The sequence below is a fragment of the Rothia nasimurium genome (assembly GCF_042660305.1).
Lineage (GTDB): Bacteria > Actinomycetota > Actinomycetes > Actinomycetales > Micrococcaceae > Rothia > Rothia nasimurium.
Genome location: NZ_JBHSTW010000018.1, coordinates 57,438 through 72,218, shown reverse-complemented (window position 1 = coordinate 72,218; position 14,781 = coordinate 57,438). Strand labels below are relative to the sequence as shown.

14 protein-coding genes are annotated in these 14,781 nt (G+C 60.2%); 1 reads left to right on the top strand and 13 read right to left on the bottom strand.

Annotated features, from left to right (window positions below; all coding sequences use genetic code 11):
• Positions 1-61: 61 nt before the first annotated feature.
• From ACFP6B_RS07225 to ACFP6B_RS07185, 9 genes are all read right to left on the bottom strand, one after another.
• Positions 62-874, bottom strand: a complete 813-nt coding sequence (locus ACFP6B_RS07225) for a F0F1 ATP synthase subunit delta (protein WP_377128719.1) — start codon at positions 872-874, stop codon at positions 62-64.
• Entirely contained in the window at positions 874-1,419 is a 546-nt protein-coding gene (locus ACFP6B_RS07220; protein ID WP_135011537.1) for a F0F1 ATP synthase subunit B, read from the bottom strand. Before ACFP6B_RS07220 ends, ACFP6B_RS07225 begins: the two co-directional genes overlap by 1 nt.
• Positions 1,420-1,470: 51 nt before the next feature.
• Positions 1,471-1,680 carry an ATP synthase F0 subunit C gene (gene atpE / locus ACFP6B_RS07215; protein ID WP_135011536.1) on the bottom strand — a complete coding sequence of 70 codons (210 nt, stop codon included), beginning with the start codon at positions 1,678-1,680 and terminating at the stop codon, positions 1,471-1,473.
• A 136-nt stretch (positions 1,681-1,816) separates the two neighbouring features.
• On the bottom strand, positions 1,817-2,620 hold the full coding sequence (atpB, locus tag ACFP6B_RS07210) for a F0F1 ATP synthase subunit A (protein ID WP_237209107.1): 804 nt from the start codon (positions 2,618-2,620) through the stop codon (positions 1,817-1,819).
• 99 nt (positions 2,621-2,719) lie between these two features.
• Positions 2,720-2,974 carry a hypothetical protein gene (locus ACFP6B_RS07205; protein WP_377128714.1) on the bottom strand — a complete coding sequence of 85 codons (255 nt, stop codon included), beginning with the start codon at positions 2,972-2,974 and terminating at the stop codon, positions 2,720-2,722.
• Between the two features lie 24 nt (positions 2,975-2,998).
• A complete protein-coding gene (locus ACFP6B_RS07200) occupies positions 2,999-3,421 on the bottom strand; it encodes a hypothetical protein (protein ID WP_237185864.1) in 423 nt (140 codons plus the stop codon).
• Positions 3,411-4,439, bottom strand: coding sequence for an MraY family glycosyltransferase (locus tag ACFP6B_RS07195; protein WP_377128710.1), 1,029 nt, complete (start codon positions 4,437-4,439; stop codon positions 3,411-3,413). Before ACFP6B_RS07195 ends, ACFP6B_RS07200 begins: the two co-directional genes overlap by 11 nt.
• Positions 4,439-6,301 carry a polysaccharide biosynthesis protein gene (locus ACFP6B_RS07190; protein ID WP_377128707.1) on the bottom strand — a complete coding sequence of 621 codons (1,863 nt, stop codon included), beginning with the start codon at positions 6,299-6,301 and terminating at the stop codon, positions 4,439-4,441. Before ACFP6B_RS07190 ends, ACFP6B_RS07195 begins: the two co-directional genes overlap by 1 nt.
• Complete coding sequence (locus tag ACFP6B_RS07185) at positions 6,294-8,144, bottom strand: glycosyltransferase (RefSeq protein WP_377129467.1); 1,851 nt, start codon at positions 8,142-8,144, stop codon at positions 6,294-6,296. Before ACFP6B_RS07185 ends, ACFP6B_RS07190 begins: the two co-directional genes overlap by 8 nt.
• Positions 8,145-8,396: 252 nt before the next feature.
• Between ACFP6B_RS07185 and ACFP6B_RS07180 the strand changes: the two genes are divergently transcribed.
• A complete protein-coding gene (locus tag ACFP6B_RS07180; protein ID WP_377128704.1) occupies positions 8,397-9,470 on the top strand; it encodes an NAD-dependent epimerase/dehydratase family protein in 1,074 nt (357 codons plus the stop codon).
• On the opposite strand, the gene ACFP6B_RS07175 is transcribed toward ACFP6B_RS07180, so the two are convergent.
• Genes ACFP6B_RS07175 through rho form a run of 4 tightly spaced genes read right to left on the bottom strand, consistent with a single transcriptional unit; the run spans position 9,467 to position 14,586 of the window.
• Entirely contained in the window at positions 9,467-10,537 is a 1,071-nt protein-coding gene (locus ACFP6B_RS07175; protein WP_377128701.1) for an L-threonylcarbamoyladenylate synthase, read from the bottom strand. The genes ACFP6B_RS07180 and ACFP6B_RS07175 overlap by 4 nt on opposite strands.
• A 15-nt stretch (positions 10,538-10,552) precedes the next feature.
• Positions 10,553-11,476 carry a peptide chain release factor N(5)-glutamine methyltransferase gene (gene prmC, locus ACFP6B_RS07170; protein ID WP_377128698.1) on the bottom strand — a complete coding sequence of 308 codons (924 nt, stop codon included), beginning with the start codon at positions 11,474-11,476 and terminating at the stop codon, positions 10,553-10,555.
• 2 nt (positions 11,477-11,478) lie between these two features.
• Positions 11,479-12,561 carry a peptide chain release factor 1 gene (gene prfA / locus ACFP6B_RS07165; protein WP_377128695.1) on the bottom strand — a complete coding sequence of 361 codons (1,083 nt, stop codon included), beginning with the start codon at positions 12,559-12,561 and terminating at the stop codon, positions 11,479-11,481.
• Positions 12,562-12,576: 15 nt separating this feature from the next.
• Entirely contained in the window at positions 12,577-14,586 is a 2,010-nt protein-coding gene (gene rho / locus ACFP6B_RS07160) for a transcription termination factor Rho (protein ID WP_377128692.1), read from the bottom strand.
• Positions 14,587-14,781 lie beyond the last annotated feature (195 nt).

Sequence of the window (14,781 nt, the reverse complement as noted above, 5' to 3'; positions counted from 1 at the left end):
TTGCCCGATGTCGTCTGTGTATCTTCTAAATCACCGTCGAGGTCTCGACTGTGTAAATCGCCTATGCGAAAGCGCGGCTGAGTTCTGACAGTCGGGTGGACAGTGAGCCATCGATGACTTCGTCCCCTACCTGCACGCGCAGACCGCCCAGAAGTGCGGGGTCTACGGTGATGTCGAGCTTCAGCTCCTTGCCGTAGGTCTTGTTGAGTGACCCCTGCAGCTTTGCAATCTGCTCTGCAGTCAGCGCGGTTGCTGAGGTAACTCGTGCGATCCAACGGTTTTGACGCTTGACGATGATTTCTACGAACTCGTTAGCCAGACGGGCTGCGGTGGTTCCGCGGGCCGCAGTGGCAACTCGTTCTAGCAGAAGCTTGCCTTCAGCGGTGGCTACACGGCCACCGAGGCTGACAGCCAGCTTCTTGAGTGCTTCCTTGCTTGCCCTGGTATCGGCAAGAGCAGCCTGTGCTTCTGCTGAGGCATCAACGGTGTTGATGAAGGTCAGCAGTTCGTTGACGGTCTGCTCCAGTGCATCGATACCTCCGCGCTGTTCAGCAGAAAGCGCTACTGAGGTAACAGCGGTTGTTTCGAGGGCATCAGCCAGATCGCGTTCTTCGCTCCAGCGGGCTTCTGCTGCTGCAGAAACGATAGCCAGAGCGGCGTCGGAAATCTTGCCGCCCAGAACGGAGCGGGCGATGCCTGCTCGCTGCGCTGCTTCGCGGGAAGGATCGGTTAGACCTCGCCGGAACCCGCCATTGCTGTCGATAGCGTCGACAACAACGAAGAGCTCTTCTGCGAGGTGGGTCGGGTTATCGGTAGGCTGGGCCACCAGAACCTGTTCCACCTTGTTCAGTGATTCAGTCGATACTGCTGACATTAGCGGGCTGCACCTGCCTGCTGCTGCGCGTCAAGGTCAGCAAGAAAACGATCGACTACACGTGCGGATCGCTCATCATCGTTGAGGGATTCGCCCACAATCTTGCCAGCCAGTGAGGTTGCCAGAGCGCCAACTTCGGTACGAAGTGATGCTGCGGCAGCTGCACGTTCTGCCTCGATGGTCTTCTGGGCATTTTCGGTGATGCGAGCGGCCTCAGCGTTTGCGCGCTCCTTAGCTTCTGCCACGATGGCGTCGCCTTCGGCGCGTGCTTCTTCGCGAATCTTCTGAGCTTCCAGACGAGCGCTTTCGAGCTGCTGGCCGTACTCTTCGCGTGCTGCCGCGGCCTCTGCCTGAGCCTTTTCAGCCTTGGCTAGACCACCCTCAATTGCTTCTTTACGGTCCTGGTAAATCTTTTCGAATGCCGGGACAACGTACTTGGTGACGATGAAGAGGAGGAGCAGGAACCCGATGGCGGTAATGGCGATTTCCCAGACATTGGGGATCAGAGGGTTCGCGCCCTCTGCTGCTGCCATTAAGTGAGACATAGGGGGTTTTCCTGTTCTATAGTTTGGTCAATCTTTCGGCGGGGCCAAAAATTACTTGATAAACGCAAGAACCAGGCCGAGAACTGCCAGTGCTTCAACCAGTGCGAAGCCCAGGAAGAGCATGGGCTGCAGGGTGCGCTGTGACTCGGGCTGACGGGCAACAGAGGTCATGTAGGCTGCGAAGATCAGACCTACGCCGATGCCACCGCCGATAGCTGACAGACCGTAACCAACTGCGGTAAGTGAACCGGTGAGTTCCATGATGTTTGTTTCCTTTCACAGTGCCCCTTGCGGTTTGTGTGTTGTGTAAGGGGCAGAGTTTTGATGTGGACACTCCCCGCTAAAGCGGGTTGCTTTTCTCGTCCGCCGGTGTACCCGACGGAGAAAACCTATATTTTTAGTGGCCTTCTGAGACCGAGCCCTGCAGGTAGACCGCAAGGAGCAGGGTGAAGACGTAGGCCTGGATAACCTGAATCATGAGTTCCAGGAAGTAGAGGAAGAGACCCAGGGCGCCTGAACCGACCGAGGCGATAGCAGCGATGCCGCCTGCTTCAACAATCAGGTACTGGGTAAGGGATGCTGCAACCATAATCGCCAGGTGGCCACCGAACATGGTAGCGAAGAGACGCAGGGCGTGGGTTGCGGGGCGGATGAGCATGTTTGACATGAACTCAATCGGAATCAAGATGATGTAAACAGGCCAAGGAACGCCGGAGGGCATGGTCATGTCCTTGAAGAACTTCCCCAGACCCTTGCGCTTGATACCAACACCAACCCAGGTCAGGTAGGCGATACCTGCCAGGGCGTAGGCAGAACCTACGTGAGACATGGTGGGCAGCTGGACGACGGGAATTGAACCGTAGAGGTTGTTGACCAGGATGAAGAAGAAGGCGGTGAAGAGCAGGGGAACGAAAGGCTTGTAGTGGTGGGCGCCAATCAGTTCCTTGCCCAGGCTGTTACGGACCAGGCCGTACCCCATTTCGCCCACGAACTGGGTGCGTGAGGGAACCATGGCACGCTTGCGGGCAGCGAAGAGGAAGAAGCCAGCAACGATGACCACCGACAGGATGACCAGAAGCATCTGCTTGCTGAACTCAAAATCACCGATCGTGAAGATGGCAGGCAGGTGCATATCATCGATAGTGGGCGGAACGTAGCCCTGCTGCTCTCCCGCTGCGACAACTAGCCCGTTTGAAATCAAGGCAAGTCCTTTCATTGCTTCGTGTTGGCCGCTGGCTCCAGCAACCTCAGAGGTTTAAAGAATCAAAAGTATGTGTGTGCCAACCGGTTTCAGTTGGTCTTATTTACGCTGCTGCATGTGGATAAATACCAGGTAGATACCACCAAAGGCGCCAACGAATCCGCCTACCCAAGCAATCCAGGTTGTACCTAGTAAGTGGTCCAGACCATAGCCTACCAAACTCCAGATACCAACGCCTATCATGACGTACAGAAGTGTCATAAAGGCCCCGGCTGTTCCGCCACCGGCAACCAGGTCGCCAGCAGAGCGTAACTGCTTATCTTGCTTGTACCACTTATCGTCGGTGTTGCCCACGGGTGTATGCTCCTTTGCCTAGTTTCATCCTACCGAATCGAAATAGAGGATTCTCTGTTTCGAGATAATTTTCGTTTCAATGACAAGCTGGGCCACCAGTGCCAGGACGGCTCCGGTGAGAAGCCAGCCGTTACGAAAATCCTGCGGTATAGGGGCGAACACTAAGAGGCCGGTGAAAACCATAATCTTGAACGGATACATGGCCGCTAGAGCCGCTGCCGCCGCTTTCATCGACTTCTTCTCAGCCGGTATCACAACCATGATTCCGACCGCGAAACTGAGATAAACCAGGGTAAGCCCCGTAAGGAACCCACCCGCAGCCGGTTTACCTGCGATAAGTACACCAACTATCGTACCGACTAGGGCCAAGATAGCCAAAGCCAGTGAGACCGACCGGAAGATTTTTAACCAGGGCATCTCGTTGATGCCCAGCGGCTTAGGCCCCATTTTTCTGACGCACCTTCCCGAGCAAGGTCGGCAAAAAGATGTAAAGGGCCAAGATAAGCACAACTAACAGGGCAGACCAAACAGCGTTCTGGGTTTCAAAGGGCAGGGCCATCACTGTCACAGCGGTCACCACAAAAGTAGTAAGCGTCACAAGGGCCGCGCTACCCAGGTGGCTGAAACCGACGTCCGTCAACCGCTGATAGGCGTGGGTGCGATGGGGTTTGTACCACTGTTCACCCCGCACGATTCGGCGCAGTAGCGTGGTCCCGGTATCTGCCAGGTAGACCAGCAGGGGGGCAAGAATATATTCCACGTAAACCCCCGAAAGGAAAGCCCCTACCGCCATAGAAGCGATAGCTCCGCCTAGGAAGTAGGAACCGGCGTCCCCTAGAAAAACGTTCTTACCGGTACGCACATTCCAGGGCAGGAAGGCAAGGTAGGCCGCAGCCACAGCCGCTCCCCCGGCAAGTAGCCAGGGCATTTGGTTGACCCAGCCCGCGTAGGCATAAGCCCCACCCACGGCAAAGCCGTGCAGGCCCGAGATGCCGTTAATGCCGTCCATAAAGTTCACCACGTTGATGTAGGCGGCGATCGCAAAGACGCCTAGGGGAACCCAGAAGATGGAGGTCCCCAGCATCAGGGTCATTCCCAGAGTGACGATAGCGCCGATGAGCAGCTGGGCCGCAAAGCGAACCTTGATAGAGACCCCGCGGTAGTCCTCCATCCAGCCCAGGGCGCCCGATGCCACCATGCCAAAGAGCACGAAAAGGGCGATAGACCGATCGGTAAAAATCTGTCCGTCGATGAGGGCAGCCAGGTAGGCCAGCACCGCTGCAAGTGCGGTTGCCAGCCCCATGCCTCGGAAGACCGGGGAGCTGTGGGAAGACCGTGCGGTGGGGATGTCGACCAGGTTCCAGCGATGCAGGAGCGGACGCACGGCGAAGGGTAAGAGCAGACCGGCGACCAGGCCGACAACGGTGGGCACCAGAAGCAGGGCCAGAAGTTCTGAGGTAGTCATTAGGCCTCCTGCCCCCGGTGCTCGGTGCGCTCGTACCCGCGGTGGCTGCGGTAGTTTTCAAGCCAGCGGGCGTAGTCAAGGTCAGCGGGGTCAAGCCTGGGAGCTTGAGCCCTCATGATATTTTCGTTCTCTTCGCTGCGCTGGTGTACTTCGTCCTGGCCAAAAAGCACCTCGTCGCGCTTTTCGCCCGCACGCAGGCCAATAACCTCGATAGCCACGTCGAAGCGCTCATAGAGGCTGCGCATATGCTCCGCCACCTTGAGAATCTTGACCGGCTCGCCCATATCGAGCACCATCACCTCGCCGCTGCGTCCGATTGCCCCGGCCAGCATGACCAGCAGGCAGGCGTCCGGAATCAGCATGAAGTAGCGGGTGGCGTTCCGGTCGGTCACGGTCAGGGGGCCGCCGTCCAGGATCTGCTTGGTAAAGAGGGGCTTAATAGAACCGCGAGAGCCAAAAACATTGCCGAAGCGCACCGAGACATAGGTACGCCCGGTCTGCTCGCCGTACCAGCTCGTCAGCATTTCCGCGCTGCGCTTGGACTGCCCCAGGGCAGTAGTGGGGTCGGCAGCCTTATCGGTCGAGATATTCACAAAAACCTGAACATCAACCTGAGCTGAAGCCTTAAGTACGTTTGCGGTACCCAGAGTATTAGTTTTATAGGCTTCCTTGGGGTAAGCCTCAAGAGCAGAGACATGCTTAAGAGCGGCAGCATGAAATACAACCTCAGGCTGACGTTCAGCAAAGACCGCCTCTAATGCCTCAGCATCCCGTACGTCCGCCAGAATCACGCTGGGGTCGTCCAGACTTGATAGGCCGGTCAGAGAATACCGGGTATCCATAAGCAGGGACTCATCACGGTCGAGCATCATAAGCTCAGCCGGCTGATAGGCATTAATCTGGCGGCAGAGCTCAGAGCCAATCGACCCGCCTGCACCGGTCACGAGCACACGTCGACCCTGCACATAGCTACGAATGAGGTCATGGTCAATCTTGTAGTCAATTGTGCCGCGAATCTTCTCAAGAAGCTCGCGCTCATTATTCTCTTCACTGCGTCGGCGACCGTGACCAATATCGGGAACAGCAGAGTTGATGCGTATGGTTTCTACACCCATCTCTTTCATACTCTGAGCGATGCGGACCAAACGCCGTTCAGGAATCTCTTCACCAATAGCAATGAGCACCTTCTCAGCCTGGTGATGTTTTACCAGGGCCGCCAAATCAGCGCTGGTTCCCTCAACCTTAACCGAATGAATACGGGCGTTACGCACCGAACGGTCATCGTCAACAATCGCGACCGGCAGGTACTTGGCCTTAGGGTCGGTCATCAAGGTTGACACCAGGTTGCGGCCCAGAAAACCTGCACCGTAAACAATCACCCGCTGCACATCTTTACCGCTGGGGCGGTTGGTCTTTTCCTCATAGATTCGCTTGCTATAGCGGAAGCCCATCATCAGCAAAACAGCGATGGGGAAGGCAATCAGCACCACCGAGCGGGGTACCCCAAAGGCTCGGGACGATACCATCAGCAGTATCTGCATAATGATGGTGTTAGCTAATATCAGGGGGTAGAGCTTGCTGCCCTCTTGCAGGGTGCCGTAGCTGTGGACTCCGCGGTAGAGACCCATCATCAGGCCACCACCGATTTGCAGGGCGACCATCACCAGGGCAACCATGGTGAGCCCGCCTGCATCGATCTGGCTCAGATCCATGCCGTAGCGCAAAACAAAGGCAGCGGGTAGGGCTATCAGCCAGGCTAGGGAGTCTAGCCCCATCTGCACGTACTTCCACCAGGTTTTCCGCTCGGTGCTCGAGGTCAGAATGGGGATAGAGGTGGTCTGCGGGGACGGTTCTTTAGACATTGCTGCCCTTCTCTTTCTTCCCCTGCGGGGTTCGGCCGGTCATGGCCCTAAAGGCCCGGGTGCGCAGTTCTTCTGGTGCTAGGCGGTAGACACCGCGTATGGCTAGGTTCTGGGCGAAGCGGACGGGGCTCAGCACTCCCCCGGTATAGAGCCTGCGCTGGACCTGGAGGTCCTTGCGCAGGGCATCCATCCCACCGCGTCGGGTATAAGCTGTAGCAACCCGGTAGCTTACCAGGGGCTGGCTCAGGTTGCCCAGGACGAACCCGGCTCGACTCATGCGGGCCCAAAGCCAGTAGTCTTCGGCTCCCGGAACCTCAACGTAGCTGCCAACGGCCTCTACAGCGCTCTTGCGGAAGACCACGGTGGGGTGCAGCATGGGATTGCGCTTCGGAAGCATCTCTCGGATAGCTCTCGCCCCGGTCACAGCCTTCCGTTCGGCCTCGGGGCGGGCGGGGTCGTCCGTAAATTCGTACATGGCGCTACCCAGCACGTCGTACTGGCCCGCGGCAAGCAGGGGAACCTGCTGGGCAAAACGGTCAGGAGCAGAAACATCGTCTGAGTCTGCCCGGGCCACAATATCGTAGTCGCAGTAGGTGAGCCCCTCGTGCAAGGCGGCAGCTAGCCCGTGGTTCTCGGCAAGGCGCACCACGGTCACCGACAGGGAGCTCTGCTCTTCAAAATCAGCGATAACCTGAGAAAGCTCAGCGCCCACGGGGCCGTCCTGTACCAGTACCAGCTGGTTGGGGCGCAGGGTTTGGCCCTCGGTATTCGAGGCTAGGGCCAGGCGCAGGTGCTCGGGCTGATCCCCGGCATAAACGCTCATCAAGACAGAGAACTTGGGGTCGCTCCCGTAGTTTGCTTTGATACGCTGGGCCAGCTGGGGGGTTTCAAGCTGGTAGACGCCGTCCAGCACCTCGCCGTTGGAGCGATAGCCGGCGGCGGCGTCCTGAAGCCCCTTGAGGAAGTAGCCGGTGTAGGTCTTCTTCTCATCGGTACGCAGCAGGGTGCTAACCCACAGGCGGGCTGTTGAGCCGCCGTAGAGCAGCTTTTCCAGCGGGGTTAGGGTGCGACGGGCACAAAAAACCCAGAGCTTATTGCGTACATCGTTGTAGAAGCGGGGGCCGGGTTTGGCGTCTGTGGTACCAAAGGTCTTGGTGTGGTGACGGGCTACCGACCGCTCAGTTGCAATACCGTTGCTGTGGTGAATCAGGCGGGTGGTGTATTCGAAGTCGTCGTTCCAGATAAAGAAGTCTGCCAGGGGCAGGTCGGTGGCCCGCATAGCGGCAGCATCCATCAGGATTGACACAAAGGACGCCGAACGGATAGGGCGGGCACCCACAGCGGCTGCCCGCGCGGTACGGTCAGGGCCCGCGGCGAACATGGTACGCATGGTGTTCATGGGGTGGTCCTGGCCGTTGGTCCACACCACCTTAGAGGCCACGACGGCCGGTCGCTCTGCCCGCACCGGGGAATAGTCAGCCCAAGCCCGGTAGGCCTCAGAGAGGGTGTTCTCGGTAGGTTCGGTGTCGTCGTCCATGACCCAGACCAGATCTGCTGCATGGCGGTTTAGGGCCCGGTCGATGCCCACAGTGAAGCCGCCTGCGCCGCCCACGTTCTGCGGCAGGTGCACAATGTCGGTAGCCAGTGAACTCCGATAGCTGCCCAGGTACTCTTCGGTACCGTCGGTAGAAGCATTATTAACAATGATGACCGTATCGGGGGTCAGCTCCCCCGCCTCTATCCCGGCTAGGGTCTGTTCAAGCAGCTCACGGCGGTTATAGGTCACCACTACAGCAACAATGCGCTCCTGGGGGCGTACCTGGGGTGTCGGGGCAGATACCATGGGCAAACAGGTCCTTTCGTGGGGTGAGGCCACCTGCAAAGGCGTACTTACCCCGATTTCAGGGCACAAAGCACACAACTCTATCTAAGTTTAGCGAACTCACCTGTGGATTATCCCAGCGCAGGCGGCCAGAAGCTCAAACCTTTGCCCTTTGTAGCCTGCCCTACGTGTTTTTTGCTCCGGCCTATGTCACCCTAGGGGGTAGGGGCACAGACGGCCCACCGGTAACCACCGTACGGACGGAGTAAAGGCATGGCTCAGGCCACATGGAAAGTAATTGGGGCAAGCGGGTTTGTGGGTTCATCGATTGTAGCCCGGCTAGCTGCCGAAGGCGTCCAGGTCGATGCGGTTGAGGCTCCCCGCCTGCTCACGCGCACAGCCGAAGCCAACCAGCTCATTCGCGAAGCCCGGCAGCTAGATGGCATTATTGATACTCTCGCTGAATCTTTTGCCGGGTGCGAGGTTGTCATCAACGCTTCGGGCCTGGCTGCCCCTGACCAGGAAGACCTAGCTCCCCTGCTAGGTGCTAATGCTCTGCTGCCTGCGGTCATTGCAATTGCTGCCCAGCGCACCGGCGTCAGCAGGGTAATCCACCTGAGCTCTGCTGCTGTCTTAGGGCCGGTCCCTGTGCTCAGTGCAGAGGCAGAACCACAGCCTTTCTCTGCCTACTCTTTCTCGAAGGCCCTGGGCGAAGAAGTACTTCTGGCCCTGCGGGCTTTTATCGAAGAAACAGCTGCTCAGGGGCAGGCTCCCGGCTCTGAAGCGTCGGAATTCCCGGCGGCTCCTTCTCACTCCCCCGTCGCTGTAGCCGGGGATCACGCAGTCGATATCTGCATTATCCGGGCCACGAGTGTGCAGGGCCGTGGCCGCCGCACCACCGAGGCTTTCGCAAAAATTGCGTCCTCCCCACTGGCGTCCGTCGCAGGACGCACCCCGCGGCGCACCCCGGTCTCCTCCAACTACGCCCTGGCAGAATTCGTCTACCGGGTAGCCAGTTTCACCGGCCCTCTGCCCGCCATCGTAATGCAGCCCTGGGAAGGGGCAACCACCGAGTCCGTCCTTATTGACGCAGGACGCCGCCGCCCCCTACACCTACCGGCCCCCCTCTGCCGGGCCCTGGTCGCCACCGGCTACAGGGTCTCTGAGCTCCTGGGCGACCGCCTGACCGGGCCCGTCCGCCGGGTTGAGGTGATGTGGTTCGGTCAGGATATTGACGATTCGTGGGCTCAAAAAAATGGCCTGGTGCCCCAAGCACGGGTGAGCGAGGTGCTTCGCACCGCCCACAGCGCACTGGGCACCAGGCAGGACCGCAAGTTTGAAAACTAGACGGTAGGAGTGCCTTCTTTGCCCTCGCCATCCGCTTCGGTCAGCGGTTCGGTGGGGGCTTCTTTCTGGGTGCCGAACACCAGCGAACGGGCATCGGCCACCGAGTAGGGCTTGGTGTTGTCTTGTACCACGCGGGCCTCGGGAGCATGAGCGCTGGCGGTACGGCGCTGGTCAACGGCTGCGGTACCGCTAGCACCGCCTACCAGACCCGCAGCGAGCGAACCAGCTACAGGAGCGGCGGCCTGGCGGGAGGTAGCCTCAACCTCTTCTGTCTCAGGCTCATCCACATGGCGGGGAGAAAACTCGGTATCTTCCATTGCCTCTGAGCTTGCTACCAGAGCTGACTCGGCTTCGCGGCGGGCCTTCTCCTGGGCCTCAAATTCGGCGCGGGTTAGCACACCGGGCACGACCTCGCGCAGGCGCTCTACTGAAATTGCGCCCTCACGCACAACAACCAGACGGTCAGAGGTGCAGTCCACGATGGTGGAGGGCAGGGCATCCTTGGCTTCAAAGCCCTCAGGACGGTTCTCGGGGCGGGGTCCACCGTCAAAGATAACGGCTACGTCATCGCCCAGCTGGGCCATAGCTTCCTGGGCGGTTGTAGCTGCCGGGCGCCCGGTCTTATTGGCTGAAGAAACAGCCAGAGGGCCCAGGTTTTTCAGAAGCTCAATAGCTACAGGGTCGTTAGGCACGCGCAGGGCGACGGTTCCCTGGGTCTCGCCCAGGTCCCAGTTCAGAGAAGGCTGAGAATAGAAAATCAGGGTGAGAGCACCGGGCCAAAACTCGGTAGCCAGGGCGCGGGCGTCCTCGGAAATCTCGTCGGCCAAACCCGGTAGCACAGACTGGTCGTAAATGAGTACCGGCGGGGGCATCTGCCGGGTACGCCCCTTAGCGGCAAGCAGGTTCCCAACGCCCTCAACGGAGAAGGCATCGGTAGCGATACCGTATACGGTATCGGTAGGGATCACGATGGTCTTGGCTGCGCCGATTGCCGAGTTGGCGGTCGCGATGGCGTCGCCCAGGGTCGTGGGGTCGGTTGCACTAACAATGGTTGCTTTCACGCTCATTATTCTTTCACATTCTTAGGTGCCTGGTAGCGGTTTATAGCCTGCGGTGTGACGGGGTTTACCTGCAAAGTCGTCAATAGATTCGATACCTTCAAAGCCGGCGGCGGCAAGGGCCTGACGCATGAGTTCCCGCTGGGTTTCGGCGTGCTCCATAATCAGGTAGCCACCGGGAGCTAGGAGAGCGTAGGCCCGGGCTGCGATGGCGGTAGGTAACTCCATACCGTCCTCTCCCCCGCCGTAGAGGGCCAGGGCCGGGTCGTGGTCGCGAACCTCTGGGTCTTTGGGAATTGCCCCGGCAGGGATATAGGGCGGGTTGGAAGCCACTAGGGTCACGGTTCCCTCGTAGCCGGGCAGGGCCGTACGGGCGTCGCCCGCTACCAGTTCCACCCCGGCGGGGCCCAGGTTACGCTCGGACCAGGCGGCAGCTTCGGTCGAGAGTTCAACGGCAAGGACGCGCGGGGTCGGCACATGCTCATCGGCGGCTAGCTCAGTTGCGAGGGCAGCTGCAATGGCGCCTGACCCGGTACACAGGTCAACCACCAGGGGCTGGGCAGGTAGGGCCCCAGCCATGCCCCGGTAGGCGGTGAGGGCGTGCTCCACCAGTAGCTCAGTCTCAGGGCGGGGCACAAAAACACCCGGCCCCACCGACAGGGTCAGACCCCGGAAGTGGGCCTGGCCGGTCAGGTGTTGGAGGGGCAGGCGCTCACCGCGCAGGGTCACCAGACGGGCGAAGCCCTCAGGTACCGCATGCCCCAGCAGGGCCAGGGACTGAACACGACCCCGCGATACCGGCTCACCAGCGTCCTTCTCCAGCAGGTAAGCGGCAAGAAGCTGCGCGTCCACCGCAGCCGACTCAACACCGGCTGCGCCGAGATAGAGCGCAGCCCGGCGAAGGGCTGAATCAAGCTCTTCGCCGGGCTCCAGGCTAAAATCAGCCACTCTTACTTGTCTTCCTGACCGAGCTTCTCAAGGCGGGCGGCCTCGTCCATCTCGATAGCGGACTGCACAACTGCCTCAAGGTCGCCGTTGAGCACAGCGTCCAGGTTGTAGGCCTTGTAGCCGGTGCGGTGGTCGGCAATACGGTTTTCGGGGAAGTTGTAGGTGCGGATGCGCTCAGAACGGTCCATAGTGCGCACCTGGGAGTGGCGCTTCTCGGCGTTCTCAGCATCAATCTGCTCCTGCTGCCAGGCCAGCAGGCGGGCACGGAGCACGCGCATGGCAGCTTCACGGTTCTGAATCTGAGACTTCTCGTTCTGCATAGCAACCACGATGCCGGTGGGCAAGTGGGTAATACGCACCGCGGAGTCGGTGGTGTTCACCGACTGGCCGCCGGGGCCTGATGAACGGTAGACGTCAATCTTCAGGTCGTTCTGGTTAATCTCGATTTCCTCGGGCTCATCGACCTCGGGGAAGACCAGCACACCGGCAGCTGAGGTGTGGATACGGCCCTGGGACTCGGTCGCCGGAACACGCTGCACGCGGTGCACGCCGCCCTCGTACTTGAGGTGGGCCCAGACGCCCTCCGCGGGGTCAGTCGAGGTGCCCTTGATAGCTACCTGGGCGTCCTTGTAGCCGCCCACGTCGGTGGTCTGGGAGGAAATCATTTCGGTCTTCCAGCCCTTAGACTCGGCGTAGCGGGTGTACATACGCAGCAGGTCAGCAGCGAAGAGGGAGGCCTCGTCGCCGCCTTCGCCACCCTTGACTTCGAGAATGACGTTGCGGCCGTCGTCCGGATCACGGGGAATCAGCAGACGGCGCAGCTTCTCTTCAGCCTCGGGCAGCTGGGCTTCAAGCTCCTTGACCTCGTCAGCAAAGTCGGGGTCTTCGGCAGCCATCTCGCGGGCAGCTTCGATGTCGTCGCGCAGGGTGTTGACGCGGTTGTAGGCTTCAACGATGCCGTTGAGCTCTGAGTAGCGGCGGCCCAGCTTACGGGCCTTGCCCTGGTCAGCGTGGACGGCGGGGTCAGCCAGCTGCTTCTGGAGGTCTGCGTGCTCGTCGAGCAGACCCTGGATAGATTCAATCACGGTGATGTCCTTTCCTTATTCGCCGTGGCCCAGGCCGCTCTTAGCAACGGTGAGCAGGAATTCGACGTTGGACTGGGTCTCGCGCAGCTTGGAGAGCAGAACAGATAGGGACTGTTCCTGGTCCATGCCGGCCAGCACGCGGCGCAGGCGCCACATGATCTTGACCTCGTCGGGTGAGAGCAGGGCCTCTTCGCGGCGGGTTGAGGACGCGTTGAGGTCGATGGCGGGGAAGATACGCTTGTCTGCCAGCTGACGGGAAAGGCGCAGTTCCATGTTGCCGGTGCCCTTGAATTCTTCGAAGATAACCTCGTCCATCTTGGAGCCGGTCTCAACCAGGGCGGTCGCCAGAATGGTCAGTGAGCCACCTTCTTCGATGTTGCGGGCAGCGCCGAAGAACTTCTTGGGCGGGTAGAGGGCAGCTGCGTCTACACCACCGGAGAGGATGCGGCCTGAAGCGGGCGCTGCCAGGTTGTAGGCACGGCCCAGGCGAGTCATGGAGTCCAGCAGGACGACGACGTCGCGGCCCTGCTCCACCAGGCGCTTGGCGCGCTCGATGGCGAGCTCGGCAACGGTGGTGTGGTCATCTGCCGGGCGGTCAAAGGTGGAGGCGATAACCTCACCGTTGACGGTGCGCTGCATGTCGGTGACTTCTTCGGGGCGTTCGTCCACCAGAACCATCATGAGGTGGACCTCGGGGTTGTTGGTGGTAATCGCGTTGGCGATGGACTGTAGCATCAGGGTCTTACCGGCCTTGGGAGGTGCCACAATCAGGCCTCGCTGGCCCTTGCCGATGGGGGCAATCAGGTCGATGACGCGGGTACCGAGCTTCTTGGGATCGGTCTCCAGGCGCAGGCGCTCCTTGGGGTAGAGCGGGGTGAGCTTGTTGAACTCGCGGCGGCCCTTGGACTCTTCGGGAGTCAGGCCGTTGATGGAGGTCAGCTGCACCAGGGCGTTGAACTTCTGGCGGTTGTTGTTATCGCCTTCGCGGGGGGCGCGGATGGTACCGACCACAGCATCGCCCTTGCGCAGGCCGTAACGCTTGACCTGGGCCAGGGAAACGTAAACGTCGTTGGTGCCGGGCAGGTAGCCGGAGGTACGCACGAAAGCGTAGTTATCGAGGACGTCGAGCACACCGGCGACGGGAATCAGCACGTCGTCTTCGCTGATCTCGGGCTCGTAGTCGTCGCGGCGGTTGTTACGGCGTTCGCGGCGCTCTGCCTGACGGTCGCGGCGGTTCTTGCGGTTGTTACGGCGGTCTTCGTCGGGGCCGTTGTTGTTCTGGCGGTCGTTCTTGCCGCCGCGGTCGCGGTTCTCGCGATCCTGCTTATCGCCGCGGTCCTGACGGTTATCGCGGTCGTTGCGGTCACGACGGTTCTTGCGCTCAAAACGCTCGTTCTTCTCGCCGTTCTCAGCGGTAGTGTCGTTCTGCTCGGCAGAATCAACGTTCTCACCCTCGTTCTTGCGGCGACGGTCGGTACGGGTGCGGGTACGGGTGCGCTTGGCGCCCTCTTCGCCCTCGTTCTGCTCGTTGCGGGCAGCCTTCTGGGACTCCAGGCCGTCAAGGGCAGCTTCAACCGCCTCAAGGGCAGAGGTATCGGGCTTGGTTTCCTTCTGGGCCTCAGCAGCTACGGTTGAGCTGGTGGCGCGGCGGTTACCGCGACGCTTGGTAGCGGGCTTCTCAGAAGTAGCTTCAGCAGGTGCGTCAGCGGCTTCGGCGGCGTCCGGCCCCTTGGGCTGCTCTGCTTCGGCAGCCTTCTCGGCTGCGGTCTTGCGGGTGCGGGTGCGCTTAGGCTTCTCTGCCTGATCTGCGGTTTCAGCAGGACGGTCGGCTACAGCTGAGCCACGCTGGTGGGCTGAAATGGCCTCAACCAGGTCTGATTTACGCATGCGGCGGGCACCGGTAATACCTAGCTGGGAAGCCAGGGACTGGAGCTGAGCGAGTTTGAGGGTGCTCAGGCTGGGGGACTTCTGCTCAGCCGCTGCTGCGGCCTCCGTACCTGCGGTCAGGTCGGTGTTTTCTGCCACGAAGATTCCTTCTCTCGAAATGTTGTTGATTTCGCGGGTTGTTCTGGCGCAACAGATGCGCCATGCCCAGAGCGGGCGAGTGATAGTTTCAGGGGTCAGGTGACGCTGTCGCTGGGAAAGCGAGAGTATCAGGTGACCCGGGTTCGGGCGCCCGGCTGCACCAAACGGTAGCTGACGGGATACCCGGCAAGGGAA